The organism is Streptomyces sp. P6-2-1 (assembly GCF_050613165.1).
Classification (GTDB): domain Bacteria; phylum Actinomycetota; class Actinomycetes; order Streptomycetales; family Streptomycetaceae; genus Streptomyces.
On record NZ_CP192513.1, the window covers coordinates 5,767,198 to 5,788,297 of the forward strand.

17 protein-coding genes are annotated in these 21,100 nt (G+C 74.6%); 13 read left to right on the forward strand and 4 right to left on the reverse strand.

What is annotated here, in order from left to right:
* Window positions 1–315: 315 nt before the first annotated feature.
* The 10 genes from ACQYWQ_RS24530 (at window position 316) to argF (ending at window position 12,942) form a co-directional block, all read left to right on the forward strand.
* Window positions 316–1,644 carry a biotin transporter BioY gene (locus ACQYWQ_RS24530; protein WP_431037512.1) on the forward strand — a complete coding sequence of 443 codons (1,329 nt, stop codon included), beginning with the start codon at window positions 316–318 and terminating at the stop codon, window positions 1,642–1,644.
* On the forward strand, window positions 1,641–2,012 hold the full coding sequence (locus tag ACQYWQ_RS24535; RefSeq protein ID WP_431037514.1) for a nucleotide pyrophosphohydrolase: 372 nt from the start codon (window positions 1,641–1,643) through the stop codon (window positions 2,010–2,012). Before ACQYWQ_RS24530 ends, ACQYWQ_RS24535 begins: the two co-directional genes overlap by 4 nt.
* A gap of 151 nt (window positions 2,013–2,163) precedes the next feature.
* Window positions 2,164–2,649 (forward strand): DUF6099 family protein, encoded by a 486-nt coding sequence (locus ACQYWQ_RS24540; protein WP_431037516.1) that lies wholly within the window; start codon window positions 2,164–2,166, stop codon window positions 2,647–2,649.
* Window positions 2,646–3,152 (forward strand): DinB family protein, encoded by a 507-nt coding sequence (locus ACQYWQ_RS24545; protein WP_431037518.1) that lies wholly within the window; start codon window positions 2,646–2,648, stop codon window positions 3,150–3,152. Before ACQYWQ_RS24540 ends, ACQYWQ_RS24545 begins: the two co-directional genes overlap by 4 nt.
* 972 nt (window positions 3,153–4,124) lie before the next feature.
* The gene (locus tag ACQYWQ_RS24550) at window positions 4,125–4,724 is read left to right on the forward strand and encodes a hypothetical protein (protein WP_431037520.1); all 600 of its coding nucleotides are present in this window, start codon (window positions 4,125–4,127) and stop codon (window positions 4,722–4,724) included.
* 188 nt (window positions 4,725–4,912) lie between these two features.
* On the forward strand, window positions 4,913–5,833 hold the full coding sequence (locus tag ACQYWQ_RS24555) for an LLM class F420-dependent oxidoreductase (protein WP_431037522.1): 921 nt from the start codon (window positions 4,913–4,915) through the stop codon (window positions 5,831–5,833).
* Between the two features lie 244 nt (window positions 5,834–6,077).
* Window positions 6,078–7,694: a 3' terminal RNA ribose 2'-O-methyltransferase Hen1 gene (locus ACQYWQ_RS24560; RefSeq protein WP_431039329.1), complete on the forward strand. Its 1,617-nt coding sequence runs from the start codon at window positions 6,078–6,080 to the stop codon at window positions 7,692–7,694.
* Window positions 7,691–10,366: a polynucleotide kinase-phosphatase gene (locus ACQYWQ_RS24565; protein WP_431037524.1), complete on the forward strand. Its 2,676-nt coding sequence runs from the start codon at window positions 7,691–7,693 to the stop codon at window positions 10,364–10,366. Before ACQYWQ_RS24560 ends, ACQYWQ_RS24565 begins: the two co-directional genes overlap by 4 nt.
* Before the next feature lie 192 nt (window positions 10,367–10,558).
* Window positions 10,559–11,791: an arginine deiminase gene (locus tag ACQYWQ_RS24570; RefSeq protein ID WP_431037526.1), complete on the forward strand. Its 1,233-nt coding sequence runs from the start codon at window positions 10,559–10,561 to the stop codon at window positions 11,789–11,791.
* A gap of 116 nt (window positions 11,792–11,907) precedes the next feature.
* Window positions 11,908–12,942 (forward strand): ornithine carbamoyltransferase, encoded by a 1,035-nt coding sequence (gene argF, locus ACQYWQ_RS24575; protein ID WP_431037527.1) that lies wholly within the window; start codon window positions 11,908–11,910, stop codon window positions 12,940–12,942.
* A 26-nt stretch (window positions 12,943–12,968) separates the two neighbouring features.
* On the opposite strand, the gene ACQYWQ_RS24580 is transcribed toward argF, so the two are convergent.
* From ACQYWQ_RS24580 to ACQYWQ_RS24590, 3 genes are all read right to left on the reverse strand, one after another.
* On the reverse strand, window positions 12,969–13,427 hold the full coding sequence (locus ACQYWQ_RS24580; RefSeq protein ID WP_431037529.1) for an ATP-binding protein: 459 nt from the start codon (window positions 13,425–13,427) through the stop codon (window positions 12,969–12,971).
* Between the two features lie 210 nt (window positions 13,428–13,637).
* A complete protein-coding gene (locus ACQYWQ_RS24585; RefSeq protein WP_431039330.1) occupies window positions 13,638–14,390 on the reverse strand; it encodes a DUF4389 domain-containing protein in 753 nt (250 codons plus the stop codon).
* A 319-nt stretch (window positions 14,391–14,709) separates the two neighbouring features.
* The gene (locus ACQYWQ_RS24590; protein ID WP_431037531.1) at window positions 14,710–16,794 is read right to left on the reverse strand and encodes a glycosyltransferase; all 2,085 of its coding nucleotides are present in this window, start codon (window positions 16,792–16,794) and stop codon (window positions 14,710–14,712) included.
* Between the two features lie 462 nt (window positions 16,795–17,256).
* Here ACQYWQ_RS24590 and ACQYWQ_RS24595 point away from each other — a divergent pair, with 462 nt between their 5' ends.
* Entirely contained in the window at window positions 17,257–18,255 is a 999-nt protein-coding gene (locus ACQYWQ_RS24595; RefSeq protein WP_431037532.1) for a dihydroxyacetone kinase subunit DhaK, read from the forward strand.
* Window positions 18,256–18,355: 100 nt separating this feature from the next.
* Entirely contained in the window at window positions 18,356–18,961 is a 606-nt protein-coding gene (locus ACQYWQ_RS24600; protein ID WP_431039331.1) for a DAK2 domain-containing protein, read from the forward strand.
* Between the two features lie 38 nt (window positions 18,962–18,999).
* Here the strand turns inward: ACQYWQ_RS24600 and ACQYWQ_RS24605 are convergent, their stop codons facing one another.
* The gene (locus tag ACQYWQ_RS24605) at window positions 19,000–19,701 is read right to left on the reverse strand and encodes an HAD family hydrolase (protein ID WP_431037534.1); all 702 of its coding nucleotides are present in this window, start codon (window positions 19,699–19,701) and stop codon (window positions 19,000–19,002) included.
* 649 nt (window positions 19,702–20,350) lie between these two features.
* On the opposite strand from ACQYWQ_RS24605, the gene ACQYWQ_RS24610 reads away from it, so the two are divergent.
* On the forward strand, window positions 20,351–21,016 hold the full coding sequence (locus tag ACQYWQ_RS24610; protein ID WP_431039332.1) for a TetR family transcriptional regulator: 666 nt from the start codon (window positions 20,351–20,353) through the stop codon (window positions 21,014–21,016).
* Window positions 21,017–21,100: the final 84 nt, after the last annotated feature.

A 21,100-nucleotide genomic window follows, 5' to 3' on the forward strand; every position in this document is an offset into this window, starting at 1 on the left:
CGGCCGACGGGCCGAGCCCTCGCGGCGAGAGCCGTATGGGGGGCGAGCGGCGGCGGGACGAGCGGCGTGAGGAGAGCGGCGGCGGGAGAGCCGCGCGAGGCGGGACCTGCGGCAGGTGAAACGGTTCGTCTCCGGGGATGCCGACCGCGAGGCCGCGTGACGCCTCCTCGCCCGGCTCGCGTGTGCCGCACGGCTGGAGTCCGTCCGCGTGCCCGGTGGGGTGAGGTACGAGGTGTTTCGCGGGCGTCCCCCGATGGTGGGAAGCTGCCCACGCTGAAACGGTTCGCCTCGAAGGTTCGTGCCTATCTTCCGCACATGCCTCCCACCTCAGGACCCGCCCCCGCCGTGCCCGACGCCGGTCCGGCACACCCCGGCCCGCCCGGTCCTAGTGACGCCGACGACGGCCATGCCTCGCGGGCGGCCCGCGTGCCCGGCCAGGCGAGCCGTGCCGCCCGGGCGGCGGCCACACCGGCGCGTCCGCACCTGACCGAACTGCGCCTCTCGGCCTTCGCCGGGCACCGCGGCACCGTCCTGCGGCTCGGTCCCGTGACCCTCCTGACCGGGCCCAGCGGCGGCGGCAAGTCCACCGCCCTCGCCGCCTGCGCCGCGCTCGCCGCGCTCGGCAACGGCTCCTCCCTCGCCGAGGTCTTCCCCGACCCGCTCGCCGCGGTCCCCGAGACCGCGCCCCCCGACCCGCAACGCCGGCGCGGCTTCCGCATCGGCTGCGTGTCCGAGGGCCCCGCCGGAGCCGTACGCCTCGACCTCGCCGTACAGGCGGAGCCCGCACTGCGCATCGTGGGCGAACGCCTCAGCGGCGACGGCGTCGTCCACCTCGAAACCGCCCTGCGCGACCCCGCCCGCCGCACCGTGCAGGCCGCCTGGCACACGGCGGGCAACGCCGCCGTCACCCGGGCCCCGCTCCCTGACGACGTTCTCGGCACAGCCCTCCTGCCGCTGCGCGTCGCGGGCCGCACGGAGGAGGAACGACGTGTCCTCGCGGCCGCCGAGCAGACCGTCCTGGCCCTGCGCGCCCTCTACCCGTGCACCCCCGACCCCACGGCGATGCGCCCACCCGCCTCCGGCGGCAACGCGCTGCTGCGCCGTGACTGCGCCAACCTCGCCGAGGTGCTGCGCCGGACCGCGCGCGAGTGCCGCACGCGGTACGGGCTCCTGGAGGCCGCGGTACGGGAGGGCTGCGCGGGCCCGGTCGACGGCCTCGCCGCCCAGCTGCTGCCCGGAGGCGACGTCGAGGCGCGGCTGCTGCGCCCCGAGGGGCCGGGGACGCCGCTGGCTCGCCTCGCTGACGGTGAACTGCGGTACCTCGCCCTCACCTTGGTGCTGCTCACCGGGCCCGGAGTGCTCGACGTGGACCCGGCGAGCGAGGTGCCGGGCGCGCTCCAGGCGCTCACCGTCCTCGCGGACGACTTCGACCTCCACCTCGACGACCGCCAGGCCGCCCTGCTCCTCTCCCTCGCCTCGCGGATGGCCGCGCGCGGCCACATCCGCCTCATCGGTGCCCTCTCCCGCCCTGCCGCACTCCTCGCCGCGCCCCCGGACACGGCGCCGGGTGGGCCGCCCGGCACGCTCCCCGGGGTACGGCTCGTGGAAGTGGGCACACCGCTCCGTGGTACACCGGAGCGGTGACGAGCCAGACACCCCCGCCCGGGGCACAGGAAACCGCCTGGGACACGGCCCTCCAGGAGTTGCGCGAGCGCCTCACGGCCTTCGCGGCGGCCCGCGACTGGGAGCAGTACCACACACCGAAGAACCTCGCCGCCGCGCTCAGCGTCGAGACCTCGGAACTCCTGGAGATCTTCCAGTGGCTGACGCCCGAACAGTCGGCGGCGGTCCTGGACGATCCAGCGACGGGCTTCCGTGTGCACGACGAGGTCGCCGATGTCCTTGCCTATCTCCTCCAGTTCTGTCACGTCCTGGGTATCGACCCCGTGCGGGCCCTGCACGCGAAGATCGACAGGAACGAGGAGAGGTTTCCCGTGGGCGAGAACGGCTGAAACGAAAATCTCGTCACTCTTCGGAGTGAGCCGTTGTGCGACTTCGCCGAAGTTATCCACAGATTTGCCGTGATGGCTTCCCGCCCCTCTTTCCGTCCAGCACGCTGAGTAGCGAAAGGTAACGGCTGGACGGACGACGGGGGATGGACGGATGGACGCGACACGGCTCGCGGTGGTGACGGCCGCGGCGCTCGGCGCGGCACGCACGGAAAGGGAGGTGGTACGCGAGGCGTGGCAGGCCCAGGCCCTGGCCCGTGCGGTCGGCGGCGTCCTCGCGGCGACGGGCCCGCAGGACCGGCGCACCGAGGCCCGCAGGCTCCACGAGACCGGCGGCACGGGGGCACCGCCCTGCGCCCGGCCCCGCGCGAGCCGCCTCACCTCCGTCGCCGACCCGCCCCGCGCCCTCGAAGCGCTGGACGCACTCCTCGAAGAGTCGGGCCACGCCCTGATCCCGCTCGCTGCGACGGCGGCGGAGAGCGGCACGTACGCGGACTGCATGGAAGCGATGGAGGTCCTGGGCAACTGCCGGGACGCGGTGAGGGCCTTGCGGGGGCTGTGGAGAGAGCCGCGGGGAAGTGCCGTGCGGGGAAACGCGATCGACACCGGCAGGGATGATCCGGGAGGCTTCGCGCGATGACACGAATCGATGACACACCGACCGCGTGGGACGAGCGGACCCAGCTCACCACCTTCCTCGACTACGCACGCGACACCGCCCGGGCCAAGTGCGAGGGTGTCTCGCCTGAGCACGCCCGCACAGCGCCCCTGCCCGGCTCCCCGCTGATGACGATGAGCGGAGTGATCAACCACCTGCGGTGGGTCGAGTACCACTGGTTCCAGGTGGTCTTCCTCGGCGAGGAGGACCAGGGCCCCTGGACCGACGAGGACCCCGACCGCGAGATGCGCATCGCCGTCGACTTCCCGCTCCCGCAGCTGCTCACCGCCTACGCGGAACAGAGCGCCCGCTACCGCGAACTGGTCGCGGCCACCCCGCTGGACAAGCGGGCCCATCGCCCCCTGCGCGACGGCCGGCACGCCGACCTGCGCTGGCTCCTCCTGCACCTCACCGAGGAAACGGCCCGCCACAACGGCCACTTGGACATCCTGCGGGAACTGCTGGACGGGACGAAGGGGGAGTAGGGCGCGGGAACGGCTGGGCGGGGCTGCGGGGGGGCGGGGGTTGCGGGGGTGCTGGGGGTGGCGCGGACACGTGGGTGTGTGGGTCGGTCCCGGCTGGGTGAGAGGGGCGTGGGAGCGGGCCGGCCGGGGGTGCGGCCTGTGCCGTGGGGGCGGCTGGGCCGGTGGCACGGGGTGAGGGGGCTGGGCGAGAGGGGCGGGAAGGTCAGGGTGGGGCTGTATCGGGCGGGTTCTTCTTTGCCCGGGGCTTCTCCGATCGGGAGTGTGGGGTGGCGGCCGGTGGTTCGCGTGGTGGGGCGGGCTCTCTGCTGTGAGGGGGCCGCGCGAGAGGAGGGGGGACGTCGGGGTGGGGTCGCGTTGTCCGGGGTGGCCTTTCTGACCGAGGCGGACGCCGGTCCGGCGGGGCGCGCAAGGGGGCGGGGCGACGCGCGGGGCTGCCGGACCAGGGCCCGTGGTATGCCTGGACGGGCGCGCGGAGGGGGGCGCCTCATGGGGGCGCGGGTGCGGCGCTGGAGTCCACGGGTATGGCGATACGCCTTGTTCCGGGTGGTGGTGACGGGGGGCGGGGTGATGGGCCGACTCGGGGCCCTTCGGGTGGTGCTGTGCGGTGGGCCGGAGCGTCGTGGACGCTGGGTGAACGTTGTGGGGTGTGGGGGCGTCCAGGGACCGGGCGGGGGCAGGGTGTCGCCGCCCGGTGCGGAGGCGGGGATGGGTGTGTCACGGCGTGGGGTTTCGCGGGTGGCTCAGGCGGTTGTCCTGCTCGTGGTCGTGGTCGTGACCGGTGCTGCTTGCGGAGGACCGGCCGGGGACGGCGGGGAGGCGTCGCGGGAGCGGGCGCGGCGGGTCGGGGCGGCGTGGGAGGGCTCGGAGGCGGCGGCTTCGTGGCGGGCCGGCTACCACCCGGTGGGCGGCGCGGTGCGGTTGCCGCGCGGGGGCTGGCGGAGTGCGGGTGATCAACGGGCTTATGAGCGGGGGATGTTCCGGTTGCGGGGCAAGCTGCCCGGCGGCCGGGCCGAGGAGGTTCCGGTCACGTGGGCGGGGCAGGCCCCCGTCGCCCGGCCTCTCGTGGCGGCGTCGGTCTCGTACGCGGCGATGGCCCGCGGCGGGAAGCCGGGCCTCACGGTGACCGGAGCACGGCTCGGCACGATGACCGTCGCCACCACGCGTGGCCCGGCGACCGTACCGGCCTGGCTCTTCTCGCTCGACGGCTATGACACCCCGCTCAGGCGCGCAGCCGTGACCCCCTCGCCCGCTCCCAGGCCCCCGATCGCCCCGACCCGCTCCGTCCCCGGCGAGCGACTTGACCGGCTCGTGGGGATCGGCGCGAACGGGCGGACGGTCACCGTGATCGCGAGGCACGGGGTGTGCGACGACGGCCCCCGCGTGGCCGTGCGGGAGACGGGAGGCGTTGTCGTGCTCTCCGGCTCCGTCGCGAAGGCGCGGCCCGGGCCGTGCACGAAGCAGTCGCGGCTCACCCCGGTCCGCGTACGGCTGAGGAGGCCGCTGGGCGGGCGGGTCCTGCTCGACGCGCTGACCGGGGCGCCGGTCCCGTACAAGGACGCTCCCCCGCCCTGAGCCCTCGGCGAAGACTGTCGTCCCCTGCGGCACCGGCACCGGGACCGGCACCGGGCGCACCGGGCGTGGTCTTCTCCCGGGCCGTGGCCCCCCGCGCTCCGCCGCTCCGGATTTCACCCGACCGTGCGGCGGGCGCGCGGCGGGGTGCGGGGCGGGCGGCGCGGGAGCGAGGAGGCAGGATGGGGGGTATGGATCTGCGTATCTTCACCGAGCCCCAGCAGGGCGCCACGTACGACACACTCCTCACCGTCGCGAAGGCGACCGAGGACCTCGGCTTCGACGCGTTCTTCCGCTCCGACCACTACCTGCACATGGGCGGCGACGGCCTCCCAGGACCCACCGACGCCTGGATCACGCTGGCCGGGCTCGCCCGCGAGACGAAGCGGATCAGGCTCGGCACGCTCATGACCGCCGCGACCTTCCGGCTCCCCGGCGTCCTCGCGATCGAGGTCGCGCAGGTCGACCAGATGTCCGGCGGGCGCGTCGAACTCGGCATCGGCGCCGGCTGGTTCGACGAGGAGCACAAGGCGTACGGGATTCCGTTCCCGAAGGACAAGTTCTCGCGCCTCGAAGAGCAGCTGGCGATCATCACGGGCCTGTGGGAGACGAAGCCGGGCGACACCTTCAGCTACGAGGGCCGCCACTACCAGCTGGAGAACTCCCCGGCCCGCCCGAAGCCCGCGCAGTCGCGCCTTCCCGTCCTCATCGGCGGGTTCGGCGCGAGCCGTACGCCGAAGCTCGCGGCGCGGTACGCGGACGAGTTCAACGTGCCCTTCGGCTCGATCGAGGACTCCGAGCGGCAGTTCGGGCGTGTGCGCGCGGCGGCGACGGAGGCGGGCCGCGACCCCGAGGCGCTCGTGTACTCGAACGCGCTCGTCGCCTGCGTCGGCGCGAACGACGCCGAGGTGGCGCGCCGTGCCGCGGCGATCGGCCGCGAGGTCGACGAGCTGAAGCAGAACGGCCTGGCCGGTACCCCGGCCGAGGTCGTCGACAAGATCGGCCAGTACGCGGCGGCCGGCTCCCAGCGGATCTACTTCCAGATCCTCGACCTGGACGACCTCGACCACCTGGAACTCATCTCCTCGCAGGTGGGAAGCCAGCTGAGCTGAACGCGCGCGGGGGCGGTACGGGTCACACGTACGCACCGCACCGCCCTCGCCCGCGCGCGTCCGCGCCCCTCGCCCGCGCGCCCCTCGCCCGCGCGCGGCGGCACCCCCCCGCTCCCGCGCGGCCGCGCCCCCCGCCCGCTCGGGTCCCCCGGAGAAGCGCTCGCCGCCCCGCGCGAAGCACCGGGCGTTCCGGTTAAACCGGTCGTCCGCCCAGGTGCGGAGAACGCATAATCGCGGGGTGTTCATGACCTTGACGACCACCGGTACCCCCGAAGCCCCCGCCTCCGACCTCGGCTTCCTGCTGCACAAGCATCCTGAGCGGGCGCAGCGCTTCGACACGGCGCACGGGACGGCGCACGTGTTCTACCCCGAGGCCGGGGCCGAGCGGTGCACGGTGGCCTTGCTCCTGGACATCGATCCGGTGGCGCTCGTGCGGCGCGGCAAGGGCAAGGGGCGCGGCAAGGGGCCCGACGCCTCGCTCGCGCAGTACGTCAACGACCGCCCGTACGCCGCCTCCTCGCTCTTCACCGTCGCGCTCGGCACCGTCTTCAAGACCGCCATGCACGGCGACTGCAAGGCGAGGCCCGAGCTGGCCGGGCGCGCCCTGCCGCTGCGTATCGAGCTGCCCGCCGTCCCGGCGAACGGCGACCCCGGCCTCGTCGAGCGGCTCTTCGCCCCGCTCGGCTGGACCGTGACCGCCGAGTCCGTCGCGCTCGACACCGCCTTCCCGGAGTGGGGCGACTCGCGCTACGTACGGCTCGTGCTCGAAGGCGAGCAGGTGCTCGCCGAGGCGCTGCGCCACCTGTACGTGCTGCTGCCCGTCCTCGACGGCACCAAGCACTACTGGGCGTCGGCCGACGAGGTCGACAAGCTGCTCCGGGCCGGGGAGGGCTGGCTGCCCACGCACCCCGAGCAGACGTACATCACGCGCCGCTACCTCCGTTACCGCTCCTCGCTCACGCGCGAGGCGAGCGAACGCCTCGAACTCCTCAGGCTCGCCGAGTCCGACGACACCGAGGCGAAGAACATCGACAACGCGGTGCCGGACGCGGCCGACGAAGGCGCGGAGGCGGCGGAGACCGAGGAGACCGAAGGAGCCACGGCGGCGGGGGCCACCGGGGCGGGCGCGGGCGGCGTCGGCACGCCCCGCCCCGTGACCCTCGCGTCGCGACGCCGTGCCGCGATCATCGAAGCGCTCCGCTCCGCGCACGCCGGGCGCGTCCTCGATCTCGGCTGCGGCGAGGGCTCCTTGGTCAAGGAGCTGCTCAAGGACTCCCGCTTCACGCACGTCCTCGGCATGGACGTCTCGCAGCGCGCCCTCCAGATCGCCGCGCGTCGCCTGCGCGTCGACCGGATGCCCGAGCGGCAGGCGGCCAGGCTCACGCTCGCGCAGGGCTCGCTCGCGTACACCGACCCACGCCTGGACGGGTACGACGCCGCCGTGCTCAGCGAGGTGATCGAGCACGTCGACCCGCCGCGCCTCGCGACGCTCGCGTACACCGTCTTCGGCGCCGCGCGCCCCGCGACGGTCGTCGTGACGACGCCGAACGCCGAGTACAACGTGCGCTGGGAGACCCTGCCCGCCGGGCACGTGCGCCACCACGACCACCGCTTCGAGTGGGACCGCGCGCAGTTCAGGCGCTGGGCCGACGAGGTGGCCGGGGAGTACGGGTACTCCGTCACCTTCGGGCCGGTCGGCGAGGAGGACCCCGAGGTGGGCCCGCCGACGCAACTCGCCCGCTTCACCCGCACCGACACCGCGACGACCGACACGGAGACGACCGGCTCCGCGACGGCCCGCGCCACCACGGCCCGCGCCACCACGGCTCGCCCCACCACCAAGGAAGGAGCGGCGGCATGAGCGAGAACACCACCACCGAGACCACAGCCGAGACCACAGCCGAGGCCGTCGCGGAGACCGCCACCGAGGCCGCCACCGAGGCCGCCCCGCGCTCCGCGGACACTCCGGAGGCCGCCGGGCGCAAAGGCCGCCGCTGCCCCGTCCCCGACCTCTCGCTCGTCGTCCTCGTCGGCGCGACGGGTTCCGGCAAGTCCACTTTCGCCAGGCGGCACTTCAAGCCGACCGAGGTGCTCTCCTCCGACTTCTGCCGCGGCCTCGTCGCCGACGACGAGAACGACCAGAGCGCGAGCGGCGAGGCCTTCGACGTGCTGCACTACATCGCGGGCAAGCGGCTCGCCGCCGGGCGCCTCACGGTCGTCGACGCGACGAGCGTGCAGCGCGAGAGCCGCAAGCAGCTCGTGGACCTGGCACGCGCGTACGACGTCCTGCCGGTGGCGATCGTCCTGGACGTGCCCGAGGACGTGTGCGCCGAGCGCAACGCGAAGCGCGCGGACCGGGCCGGTGTCCCGCGCCGGGTCGTCCAGCGCCACCAGCGCGAACTGCGGCGCTCGCTCAGGGGTTTGGAACGCGAGGGCTTCCGCAGGGTGCACGTGCTCCGGGGAGTCGCCGAGGTCGACTCCGCCGAGGTCGTGCGGGAGAAGCGCTTCAACGACCTGCGTGAACTCACCGGGCCCTTCGACCTGATCGGCGACGTGCACGGCTGCTCCGCCGAGCTGGAGGAACTGCTCGGCAAGCTCGGTTACGAGGACGGCAGGCACCCCGAGGGCCGAACCGCCGTGTTCGTGGGGGACCTTGTGGACCGCGGCCCCGACACACCCGCCGTGCTGCGCCGCGTCATGGGGATGGTCGCGGCGGGGACCGCGCTGTGCGTGCCCGGCAACCACGAGAACAAGCTGGGCCGCCACCTGGGCGGCCGCAAGGTGACCGTCTCGCACGGACTCGCCGAGACCATCGAGCAGTTGGAGCGCGCCGAGGCCGACGAGCCCGGGTTCAAGCAGAAGGTCGCCGAGTTCGTGCGCGGCCTCGTGAGCCACTACGTGCTCGACGGCGGCAAGCTCGTCGTCTCGCACGCCGGGCTTCCCGAGCGCTACCACGGCCGCACCTCGGGGCGGGTGCGCGCGCACGCGCTCTACGGCGACACGACGGGTGAGACCGACGCGTTCGGCCTGCCCGTGCGCTACCCGTGGGCCGAGGACTACCGGGGCAGCGCCACCGTCGTGTACGGGCACACCCCCGTGCCCGCGGCGACCTGGCTCAACAACACCATCTGCCTCGACACGGGCGTCGTCTTCGGCGGCCACCTCACCGCGCTGCGCTGGCCGGAGCGCGCACTCGTCGACGTGCCCGCGCACCAGCAGTGGTACGAGCCCGCGCGGCCCCTCGAATCCGCCGCGCCGGGCGGGCACCAGGGTCGGCCGCTCGCGCTCGCCGACGTCGCGGGCCGCCGTGTCGTCGAGACCCGCACGCTCGGCCGGATCGGGGTGCGCGAGGAGAACGCGGCCGCGGCCCTGGAAGTGATGAGCCGCTTCGCCGTCGACCCGCGCCTCGTGCCGTACCTGCCGCCGACGATGGCGCCCACGCCGACCTCGCACCGCGAGGGCTACCTCGAACACCCCGAGGACGCCTTCGCCTCCTACCGCGAGGACGGCATCGCGCACGTCGTGTGCGAGGAGAAGCACATGGGCTCGCGCGCGGTCGCGCTCGTGTGCCGCGACGCGGCGACGGCCGTCGAGCGCTTCGGCCTCGCGGACGAGGGCGGGGCGACCCCGACGGGCGCGCTCGTGACCCGTACCGGGCGCCCCTTCTTCGACGACAGGGCCGTCACCGAGGAGGTGCTGGCGCGGCTCCGCGGCGCTGTCGAAGCGAGCGGGCTGTGGGACGAACTCGACACGGACTGGCTCCTGCTGGACGGCGAACTGCTGCCGTGGTCGCTCAAGTCGACGGGGCTGCTCCGCGCGCAGTACGCGGCCGTGGGCGCCGCGGCGGGGGCGGTCTTCCCCGGCGCGCTCGCGGCGCTCGACGCGGCGGCGCGGCGCGGTGTCGACCTCGGCGGCCTCGGCGAGCGGCAGCGCGAACGCGCGAGCGACGCCGCCGCGTTCACCGAGGCCTACCGGCGGTACTGCTGGCCGGTGAAGGGGCTCGAGGGTGTCGAGTTCGCGCCGTTCCAGCTCCTCGCCGTCCGCGGCCGCTCCCTCGCCGCAGTGCCGCATGACGCCCAACTCGCCTGGGTGGACCGCATGGTGGCCGCCGACACGTCGGGGCTGCTGCGGACGACACGCCGTGTGTTCGTGGACACCACCGACGAGGACTCGGTGCGCGCCGGGACCGACTGGTGGCTCGCGCTGACGGCGGAGGGCGGCGAGGGCATGGTCGTCAAGCCGGTCGACGCGCTCGCCCGCTCGGGCAAACGGGGGCTCGCCCAGCCGGGCGTCAAGTGCCGGGGCCGCGAGTACCTGCGGATCATCTACGGGCCCGAGTACACCCGCCCGGACAACCTCAAGCGGCTGCGGGAGCGCCACCTGGGCCACAAACGCTCGCTCGCGCTGCGCGAGTACGCGCTCGGCGTCGAAGCGCTCGACCGCCTCGCCGACGGCGAGCCGCTGTGGCGCGTGCACCAGGCCGTCTTCGCGGTCCTCGCGCTGGAGTCGGAGCCGGTCGACCCCCGGCTGTGAGCCAGGCTCCGCACCCGTACCTGCGCGACCCCGCACCCGTACCTGCGCGACCCCGGCACCCGTACCGGGGCGGCCCGGCACCCGTACCGGGGCGGCCCGGCGCCCGTACGAAGGCAGGCCCCCGCACCCGTACCGCCGCGCACCTCGTGGCGTGACGGGTGCGGGGGCCGCTCGGCGGACAAGATGACAGGCATGGCCTTCCACGTCGATTCCGAGACCGGCCGGCTGCGGCGCGTCCTCCTGCACCGCCCCGGCCTCGAACTCAAGCGACTGACCCCCAGCAACAAGGACGCCCTCCTCTTCGACGACGTGCTGTGGGTGCGCCGCGCGAAGGAGGAGCACGACGCCTTCGCCGCCGCGCTGCGCGAACGCGGCGTCGTGGTCCACCTCTTCGCCGACCTGCTGCGCGAGACGATGGCGCTCCCAGCGGCGCGGCGGCTCGTGCTCGACCGCGTCTTCGACGACAAGGAGTACGGGCCGCTCGCCACCGACCGCCTGCGCGCCTCCTTCGACGGGCTCGGCGAGGGCGAGCTGACCGAGGCGCTCATCGGCGGGATGACCAAGCGCGAGTACCTGGACCGCTGGCCCGAGCCGGTCTCCGTCGGCTTCCACGTCATGGAGCCCGACGACTTCCTCATCGGCCCGCTGCCCAACCACCTCTTCACGCGCGACTCCTCCGCCTGGATCTACGACGGCGTGTCCATCAATCCGATGCGCTGGCCCGCGCGGCAGCGCGAGACCGTGCACTTCGAGGCGATCTACCGGCACCACCCGCTCTTCACGGGCCCCGGCGCGGGCGACTTCCGCCTGTGGTCCGAGGGGCAGCCCGACTATCCGTCCACGATCGAGGGCGGCGACGTCCTCGTCCTCGGCAACGGCGCCGTGCTCATCGGCATGAGCGAGCGCACGACGCCGCAGGCCGTCGAGATGCTCGCCACGAAGCTCTTCGCCGCCGGGTCGGCGCGCACGATCGTCGCGCTCGACCTGCCCAAGAGACGCGCCCTCATGCACCTCGACACCGTCATGACGATGGTCGACGGCGACACGTTCACGCAGTACGCGGGCCTCGGCGACCTGCGCTCGTACACCATCGAGCCCGGGGCGGGCCCGCGCGACCTCAAGGTCACCGACCACCCGCCCGCGCACATGCACCGCGCGCTCGCCGCCGCGCTGGGGCTCGACTCCGTACGGGTGCTCACGGCGACGCAGGACGTGCACGCCGCGGAGCGGGAGCAGTGGGACGACGGCTGCAACGTGCTCGCCGTGGAACCGGGCGTCGTGCTCGCCTACGAGCGCAACGCGACGACCAACGCGTACCTGCGCAAGCAGGGCATCGAGGTCGTCGAGATCCCCGGCAGCGAGCTGGGCCGGGGCAGGGGCGGGCCCCGGTGCATGAGCTGCCCCGTGGAACGGGACGCGGTGTGACGTACGACCGGGCCCCCGCCCTACCGACCGTATAGAAATTCCTGATACCGTATACACTTCCATTCGTCATCGTCGCCTCCGTACCTCCCCGTACGCGGCACCCCGGGAGCGCCCTCATGGCCCACGACGCGATCGACCTCAGCGGCCGTCACTTCCTCAAGGAGCTGGACTTCGGCGCGGCCGAGTTCCGTTCGCTGATCGATCTCGCCGCGCGGCTCAAGGCCGCCAAGCGGGCAGGGACCGAGGTGCCGCGGCTGCGGGGCAGGAACGTCGCGCTGATCTTCGAGAAGACGTCGACCCGTACGCGCTGCGCCTTCGAGGTCGCCGCGGCCGACCAGGGCGCCCACACGACGTACCTCGACCCCGCGGGCTCGCAGATCGGGCACAAGGAGTCGGCGAAGGACACGGCGCGCGTGCTCGGCCGGATGTACGACGCGATCGAGTACCGGGGCGACGAGCAGGACGTGGTCGAGGAGATAGCCGCGCACGCCGGGGTCCCGGTCTACAACGGGCTCACCGACGCGTGGCACCCCACCCAGATGCTCGCCGACGTGCTCACCATGACCGAGCACAGCCCGCTGCCCCTGGAGGAGATCTCCTTCGCCTACCTCGGCGACGCCCGCTTCAACATGGGCAACTCCTACCTGATCACCGGCGCCCTGCTCGGCATGGACGTCCGCATCGTCGCCCCCGAGGCGTACTGGCCCGCCGCCGGGATCGTCGCGAAGGCCCGGGAGCTGGCCGAGGCGAGCGGCGCGCGCGTCACGCTCACCGAGGACGTCACCGAGGGCGTACGGGGCGCGGGCTTCGTCGTCACCGACGTGTGGGTCTCGATGGGCGAGCCGCAGGAGGTCTGGGGCGAGCGGATCGCCGCCCTGCGCCCGTACGCCGTGACGATGGACGTCCTGCGGGCGACGGGCACCCCGGACGTCAAGTTTCTGCACTGCCTCCCGGCCTTCCACGACCTCGGCACAGGGGTGGGGCGGCGCATTCACGACGAGTTCGGCCTCGACTCGCTCGAAGTCACCGACGAGGTCTTCGAGTCAGCGCACTCGGTGGTCTTCGACGAGGCCGAGAACCGGCTGCACACGATCAAGGCGGTCCTCGTGGCGACGCTGGCGGGCCCCGGGCGCGTCGCCGCGGACGAGTAGGCGCGCGGACCCCCACCCCCCGCTTCTCACCGGGCGGTGGGGTCGGCCCGCGGCGGCGCCTGCCGCTGCACCGGCACCCTCGCGTGTGCCGCCACCCTGAACCACACCGCCTTGCCCGACTCCGTGGGGCGGTGCCCGCAGGCGGCGGCGAGGGCCCGGATGAGGAGGAGACCGCGGCCGCCCTCGGCGAGCGGGTCGGGGGCTTCCAGCGGAGCGGGGGAGCTGAGACCGCCGGGAGGCGCGGGGTCGCTGTCCAGTACCTCCACCTGGCAGTGGCTCGCGAGCAGCTCCACGTACAGCTCGATCGGCTCGCGTCCCGCGGTGTGCTCGACGGCGTTGGCGACCAGCTCGGCGGTGAGCAGTTCGGCGGTGTCCTGGTCGAGGCCCGCGAGGGCCTCGCGGACGAGGGCACGGGCGAGCGGGACGGCCTGCGGGCTGTGCGGCAGCGTGCGGTGCCATGAGCGTATGGCGGCGGTATCCGGCACGACGGGGTTCCGTTTCGGGTGGTGCGGGGGACGCGGGCGCAGGGGGGTGCCCGGGGGGACGTCTCTCTCCACCATACGAAGCCGCGCGCGAAACCGCGTCGCCCGGCCCCCGCGCCTCCTCGCTCCCCCTCGTCACTCCGCCCCGCGTCCCCTCGCCACCCAGCCCCCGCGTCCCCTCGCCACCCACCCCCGCGCCCGGCCGCCCTCGCCTCAGTGCCCTGCCGTGCTCCCGGTCCGCGCCGTGTCCGTCTCCTGATGCGGCGAGGTGTACGTACTGCCCCGGCCGCCGCCGACGACCCCTGCCACCAGGAAGAGCACGAGCAGCCACTTCCCGCCCGTCGACACGAGCAGCGGGCGCGTGGCCGAGTACCGCTCCACGGGGTCGGTCACGCCGGGCTCGTCGCCGAAGAACCGCTTCGGGTACGCGGGCGTGAGCAGCAGCCAGTACGCGGAGGTCCGCAGGTGGTAGCGGAGCGCGGCGGCGCTCGCCCCGTACAGCGGGCCGGGCATGCGGCCGAGCACGAGCGTGATGAGCCACCAGACGAGGCCGAGTGTCCACCAGCCGCTCATCACGAGCGAGGCGATGATCCACGCCGGGATGATCAGGATGATCCGGAAGAGCACCGCGAGCCGGTTGAGGCGCGTGGGCCGGTTCGCGAAGCGCACCTCGTGGCCCTCGTGGCCGGGGTCGCGGAGGAACGCGAAGGGCGGGTAGCGGTCCACGAGCAGCATCGCCGAGGCGCCCACGCGGGCCTCGTACGCGAGATACGCGGCGAGGTAGCGGAAGACCGGGGCGGGCAGCCGCCCCAGGGCGAGCGCGGCGAACCACCCCGCGAGCGCGGCGAAGAAGGCGCCGACGGCGAGGAGGAACAGCACGACGGCGTGCGGCACGAGGAGCAGCAGCCGCAGCAGGACGGTCCACCGCCGCTGGCGTCCGGGCCCGGGCAGGTCGAGCGCGGGCAGCCGCTCGAAGGCGCTCTCCGGCGGGTACGGGGCGGCGGCCCCCGCCTGCCCCCAGGGCCCGCCGCCTCCGTACGGCCCGCCTCCGTGGGGCCCGCCCCCGTACGGCCCGCCCCCGTACGGTCCGCCCCCGTGGGGCCCGCCCCCGTACGGTCCGCCCTCGCCGTGCGTCATCGCGGGCTCCTCTCGCGCGAAGCCGCGCCCCCGTGGCGGCGGCGCGTTGCCTCCACGCTTGGCGGCCCGCGCGGGCTCCGCAATCCGGGTGACCCGTCCGGCTCAGGACGCCCTGGCCAGGACCAGGCCACCCGGGCCCCGCCCGTGCTCAGCCCCTCGCCGCCGCCGGGGGCCGCACGATCAGCGCGAGGTCGTGCGCCGAGGTGAAGAAGGGGCGGACCGTCGCCGTGCCGTGCTCGGGGTGCGGGACGGCGACGCCCGGGTAGCGGTCGGTGCGCTTGCGGTCGGTGCCGTCGCCCGTGACCCGGCCGAGCGTGACCGGCGCCCCGTCCGCTCCCGGTGTACGCAACTCCAGGTCCCACACCTCCTTCGGCGCCTCCTCGCCCGCCAGCGGTACGTCTCCCGCGCGCGGGAGCGGGAGGACGAAGCCGAAGGCGCCGTCCCCGGTGGTGTCGCGAACCACGGGGACGTCGAAGGACCGCCCGCAGCCGCGGGCGCGCGCCCGCACCACGGCGCCGTCGGGAGTCGCCCCGGCGGGGGCGAGGAACCTGGCGTCGACCTCGACGTGCTCCGCGCCCACCCGCACGCGGGTGACCTCCGCGTGCCGGGGCCGCGCCCACGCCCGTACCGCGAGGAAGCCGTCACTCGTCGCGTAAGGGACCCGCGTGCGCAGCCCTTCGGCGTCCACGAGCGGTGGCGCGCCCAGCAGCGCGGCCTGCTCGGCGCGGACGGCCCGCAGCCGGGTGCGCGCGTACTCGGCCGCCCCGCGCGGCACCACGAAGCAGTCCCAGCGGCCCTCGGCGAGCGGGTGCGCGGCGGCGGTGAGCACGGCTCCCGTGCCGTCGAGCGGCACGCGTACGGACCGCCGATCCGGGTCCTTGCGCAGGCGTACCAGCAGGTCGAGCGGGCCCTCGGGGAGACCGTCGGGCTCCAGCGTGAAGGCGAGCGCGCCGCCGGGGAGCGCGACGGCCACCGCGTGCGGTGGCCGGGCGGGCGGCGCGGGCGCGGCGGGGGCGGGGGGACGCAGGAGCGAGCGGAGCGCGGCGAGCGGGCCGCGGCGGCGACGGCCCGCTCCGAGGCGCGTGAGCAGCTCCTCGTACTCGCGCGCGATCCGCTCGGGCGCGTAGCGCGCCGCGCGCTCGCGGCCGCGCGCGCCGAGCTTGGCGCGCAGTCCCGGGTCGCCCATGAGGTCGCGCAGCGCCGTCGCGTAGGCGGCGACGTCGGTGTCCTCCTCGCCTTCGAGCGGGACGAGCACTCCGGTGTCGCGGTGGCTGATGATCTCGCCGGGGCCGTGGGGGCAGTCGGTCGCGAGGACGGGCACGCCGCAGTGCATCGCCTCGACGAGGGTGAGCCCGAAGGACTCGCGGTCCGACGACACCGCGGCGATCGAGCCCTTGACCCACTCGGTCTCCAGGGGCGAGGCCGGTCCCATGAGGCGGGCCCGCTCGTAGATGCCGAGGGAGTCGACGATGCCGTGCAGCCGCGCCTTGTCGGGGCCGCGCCCGTACAGCCGCAGGCTCCACTCGGGGAAGGAGGGCGCGACCTCGGCGAAGGCGCGCAGGAGGCGGTCGTAGCGCTTGACGGCGACGAGCCGCCCCGCCGCGACGATCACGGGGGATGCGAGCGTGGCGGGCGCGACGGCGGGGGCCGGGACGGCGTTGGGGACGCACAGGATCTCGGCGCGGACGCCGGGGAGCGCTGCCCGGTACTGCGCGGCATCGGCCTCCGAGACGGTGACGAAGGCGTCGAGCCCGTCGAGCGTCGCGTTCTGGTCGGTGCGCAGTTGCGGGCTGTGCGCGTCCATCGCGAGGTGCTCCTGGCCGACGCGGACGAGCCCGGGGCGGCCGTGGCGGGCGAGGTAGCCGTTGAGGATGGGGCGCGTCGCGATGACCGCGTCGGCGTCCGTGCCGTCGAGCCAGGCGGCGACGCGCGCGTCGTGCAGTGCCGTGTAGCGCAGCCTGCCGAAGTCGACGCCCGCGTCGGGGAAGACCGTGTTGGGCCGCTCGGTGAGCGGGTCGGCGCCCGCGTGGCCGGGGGCGTCCTCGCGCATGTCGAGCAGCGCACGCAGCCGTACGCGCGGGTCGAAGGCGAGGGCGGGGTGGTCCGCCGGCCGGTGCACGCTCACGACCTCGACGGCGTGCCCGCGCCCGGCGAGGGCCGCGGAGAGGTTCGCGACGGCGCGCACGGTGCCGCCGATCCCGTAGGCGTTGTGGATCAGCAGGGCGATGTTCATGGCGGGTCCTTGGGGCCTCGGGGCCGCGGGGGCCTTGGGGCGACGCCGGGAAGGCGGTGAATTGCCCTGAGGTGCCAGGAGGTGACCCTGTGCGCGGGCTATGTCCATATGGGGAGGTCGCCGAGGGGCAGTCAAGCGGCTCCGGTGCGTGAGCGGCAGCGTGGCGCGAAAGCTTCGGTAAGGACCGGAACTGTTCGCTGAACGGAACATGTGTTCGTATGTGCGGCACGCGAAGGGACGCGGGTGACCAGTGGGCCGCGGGGGCGTGCGCGATACGGAACACGCCGCGCGCACAGGGGCGTGCGCGGTGCGGAACGCGCGGTACGCGGGCCGCGCACGCCGGTCCGTACGGGTGGTGCGCCGGTTGCCGATCCCCACCTCCCGCCGCAGCATGGAAACCCTGGCGCGAGGCGAACGGGCGAGCCGCACCCGGAGCGCCGGCTTTCGACACTGGAGGACCCGATGGCCCCCTACTTCGAGAACAACGGTGACCGCCTCGTACCGGACGCGCTGAACGGCTTCGCGCGCGCCCACGCGGACCTCCTCTCGCTCGACCCCGAGCACGGCTTCCTGCTCGCGCGCGACACGGCGCCGGGGCGCAGGGTCGGCCTGCTCTCCGGTGGCGGATCGGGGCACGAGCCGCTGCACGCGGGCTTCGTGGGGCAGGGGATGCTCGATGTCGCCGTGCCGGGGCGTGTCTTCGCCTCGCCGCACAACCGGCAGGTGTACGGGGCCTCGCGGGCCGCTGCACGCGCGGACGGCGTCCTGCACCTCGTGAAGAACTACACGGGCGACCGCATCAACTTCGGTATCGCCGCGGAACGCCTCGCCCACGACGACATCGCCTGCGCGCGCGTCCTCATCGACGACGACCTCGCCTCGGACTCCGAGGAGATCGCCGCGGGACGGCGCGGCACCGGCGGCACCGTGCTCCTGGAGAAGGTGCTCGGCGCCGCGGCGGACGAGGGTCTGGGCCTCGACGACCTCGCGACGCTCGGCGCCGCCCTCGCGGCCCGCTGCCGCTCCCTCGCCGTCGCCTCGGCCGCGCACACCTCGCCCACGACGGGCGAGGGCGCCTTCGAACTGGGCGAGGGCGAGCTGGAGTACGGGGTCGGCATCCACGGCGAGCGCGCGGGCCGCACCGTGCCGCGCGGCGCTCTCGCCCCGCTCGTCGAGCGGATGACGGGTGAACTGCTGACCGCACTCGACCCGGGCGCCCGCAGCGAGGCGATCGTCCTCGTCAACGGGCTCGGCGCGACGACCCCGCTGGAGCTGTACGGGGTGTACGGCGAGGTCGCGCGCCACCTCGACGCGCAGGGGGTGCGCCCGGCCCGCAGCCTCGTCGGGAACTACGTGACGGCACTCGACATGCGCGGATTCTCGGTGAGCCTGCTGCTCGCCGACGAGGAGACCCTGCGCCGCTGGGACGCCCCGGTGCGGACGGCCGCGCTGCGGTGGTGACGTGGGCCGCGGCCGCCTCGCGGCCACGAGGAGAGGGAGTGGTGTCGTGACGGAGCGAGCCAGGACCTGGACGGGGCCCGAGCCGGACGCGGACGGCTGGATGCGCCGCTTCGCGGCCTCCGCGCAGGCCACCGAGACCGAACTGACCGCGCTCGACCAGCGGGTCGGGGACGGCGACTTCGGTACGAACCTGAGCGCGGGCGTCGGCGCGGCGCTGCGCCGCGCCGACGCCGACCCGGGAACGGACACGCTGGAGCACTTCGCCGAGGCGTTCCTCGACGAGGTCGGCGGCACGAGCGGCCCGCTCTTCGGGCTGCTGCTCCAGGCGATGGCGGAGTCGGTGCGGGACGGGGGCTGGACGGTCGCCGCGCTCTCCGGCGGCGTCGGCGAGGGCCTCGCCGCGATCCGCCGCGTGGGCGGCGCTGCCCCGGGCGACAAGACCCTGGTCGACGCCCTCCACCCGGCGGCCGAGTCCCTGAAGGCCTCGGCGGACGACCCCGCAAGGACCCCGGGCTCCGCCCTGGCGGCGGCCGCCGAGGCCGGCTGGGCCGGGGTCCACCGCACGGCGGGCCTCCGCGCCCGCATGGGCCGCTCCAGCTACCTCGGCGACAGGGCCACGGGGGTCCCGGACCCGGGAGCGGTGGGCGTGGCGCTGTTCTTCGCCTCGGCGGGGGGAGAGGTACGGGAGCTGGCGCCGCTGCTGTGAGCGGCGGGCCCCGGGCGCGGGGCGGAGCCCCGCGCGGGTCAGGGCCGCGACCCCGCGCCGTCCCCGGTCACATGCGCCCGTACCCACGCCATCAGCACGGGCGCGTCCAAGGCGGGCACCCACAGGTGCGCCCGCTCCGCCTCCGCCGGCCTCGCCCCCACGCCGAGCACCCGCAGCCCGGCGGCGCGCGCCGCCTCCACGCCGGTGAGGGTGTCCTCGACGGCGAGGGCCTGGCCGGGATCGACCCCGAGCAGGGCGGCGCCCGTCCGGTACACGTCGGGCTCCGGTTTCGCCCGTACCTCCGCGTCGGGCACCACGACGTGCCGGAAGTGGCCGAGCAGCCCGGCGCGTCCGAGCGAGGTCTCGACGACCTCGCGGGGGCAGTTGCTCGCCACGGCGAGCGGCATCCGTTCGGCGAGCGCGCGCACGAAGGCGGCGGCGCCCGGCATGAGGACGGGGTCGGCCGCGGCGAGCGCGGTGAAGCGGCGCAGGAGTTCGGCCGTCAGTTCCTCGGTGAGTTCCGGCTTTCCCGCCTCCTCGGCCATGAGCCGCCCGCAGTCGGCGTAGTGGAGCCCGAGCGCGCGGGCGGCGAATCCGGGGCTCGGGCGCAGGCCGAGCGTGGCGAGTGTGGCGACCCTGGCCTCGTGCCAGTGCCGCTCGGAGTCGACGAGGGTGCCGTCGCAGTCGAGCACGGCGGCCTCGGGGGTCCAGGAGAGCAGGGGGTGCGTGAAGTCGTTCATGGTGGTGCGCTTTCGGGGAGGGGACGGTGCGCGAGGACTCGCGCGAACGGGGAGAAAGCGGGAGGAAAAGGGTGCACGGGAGCGGGGGGAGTCGCACGGCGGTCGCGAGGCGCGGGTGCGGGGGAGTCAGGCGGTGATGACGGGGAAGGCGCGTGGCCGGGACCCGGGGTCCCGGTGCCGTGAACGGCGCGTCTCCGGACGGACGACGAGGCGTGGGCGCTCGCGCTGGGTGGGCGCGATTCAGGCGGCTCTCGTGCAAAACATCATGCGCACTACGTTATTTCCGCCCGTGAATCCCCCGCAATCGCCCGGAGTTGCGGTTGTGTGTGCGAAGCGCTCGTCCGGGGGAAGTGGCGAAGGGCTTTCGGGTATTCCGTGAAAGGCGTCAACGAGGGGCCAGCGCAGCCGAGTTGGCCTCGAACGCGCCCCCTCGGCGAGGTGATCGGGAAGCTGCGGGGGAGCGGGCGGGAAGCCGCGCGCAATCACCCGGAAGCGTGCATGCCCGAAAGAAAGGAACAATTTCCGGGCGCGAGCGGTCGGTTCGTATTCCCGGCGTACGCGGGCGCATTAGATTTCCCGGGTGTCACAACCATGTTGAGCGAAGGTGGACAGCACATTGCAGGAGAGGGCGCAGGCGACCCGGAGAAAGGTGCTGGAAGCGGCCGCCGGCCTCTTCGCCACGCGCGGTTACGCCGCGACGAGCATCAACGACATAAGCGCCAGGTCCGGCCGGACCAGTGGCGCCGTCTACTTCCACTACACGAACAAGGAGGGTGTGGCCCTCGCCGTCGTCAGAGACCGCTTCGCCGACTGGGGGCACCTGCGCTCCAGGTATACGGCGCGTGACGTGTGCCCCCTGGAGAACCTCGTGGCACTCAGCTTCACCATCGCGGGGAGCCTCGCCGACGACCCGGTGGCCCGCGCGGGGGCGCGCCTGTGGGCCGAGCGCGCCACGATCGCCGCCCCGCTCCCCGACCCCTTCGGCGCCTGGACCTTCGCCGCGACCCGGCTGCTCGCCAGGGCCCGTCACGGCGGCACGCTCAGCCCGGGCGTGAGCCCGGCCCGGACCGCTCCCGCACTGGTCCGGGCCTTCTACGGCGTCTCCGTCCTCACCGCGCCGCTCGCGGGGGACGAGGGCTTCGGCGCGGGCGCAGGGGTGGGGAGGCGGCGCGGGCAGATCGTCGGCGAGCGGCTCTACGAGTGGTGGCGCCTCGTCCTCCCCGCGCTGTACGGACGGCGGGGCGACCCCGGCCTCCTGGAGCGCGCCGCGCGCGCCGCGACCGAGCCCGAGCACCCCCTCGCCGAGCACGCCTGAGCGGGCCCCCGGAAGGCCGGCCCGCCTTCCGGGGGCCCGTCTTCCGCAGGGCCCGCCCGCTCCGTCCGGACTCCGCCCGGCCCG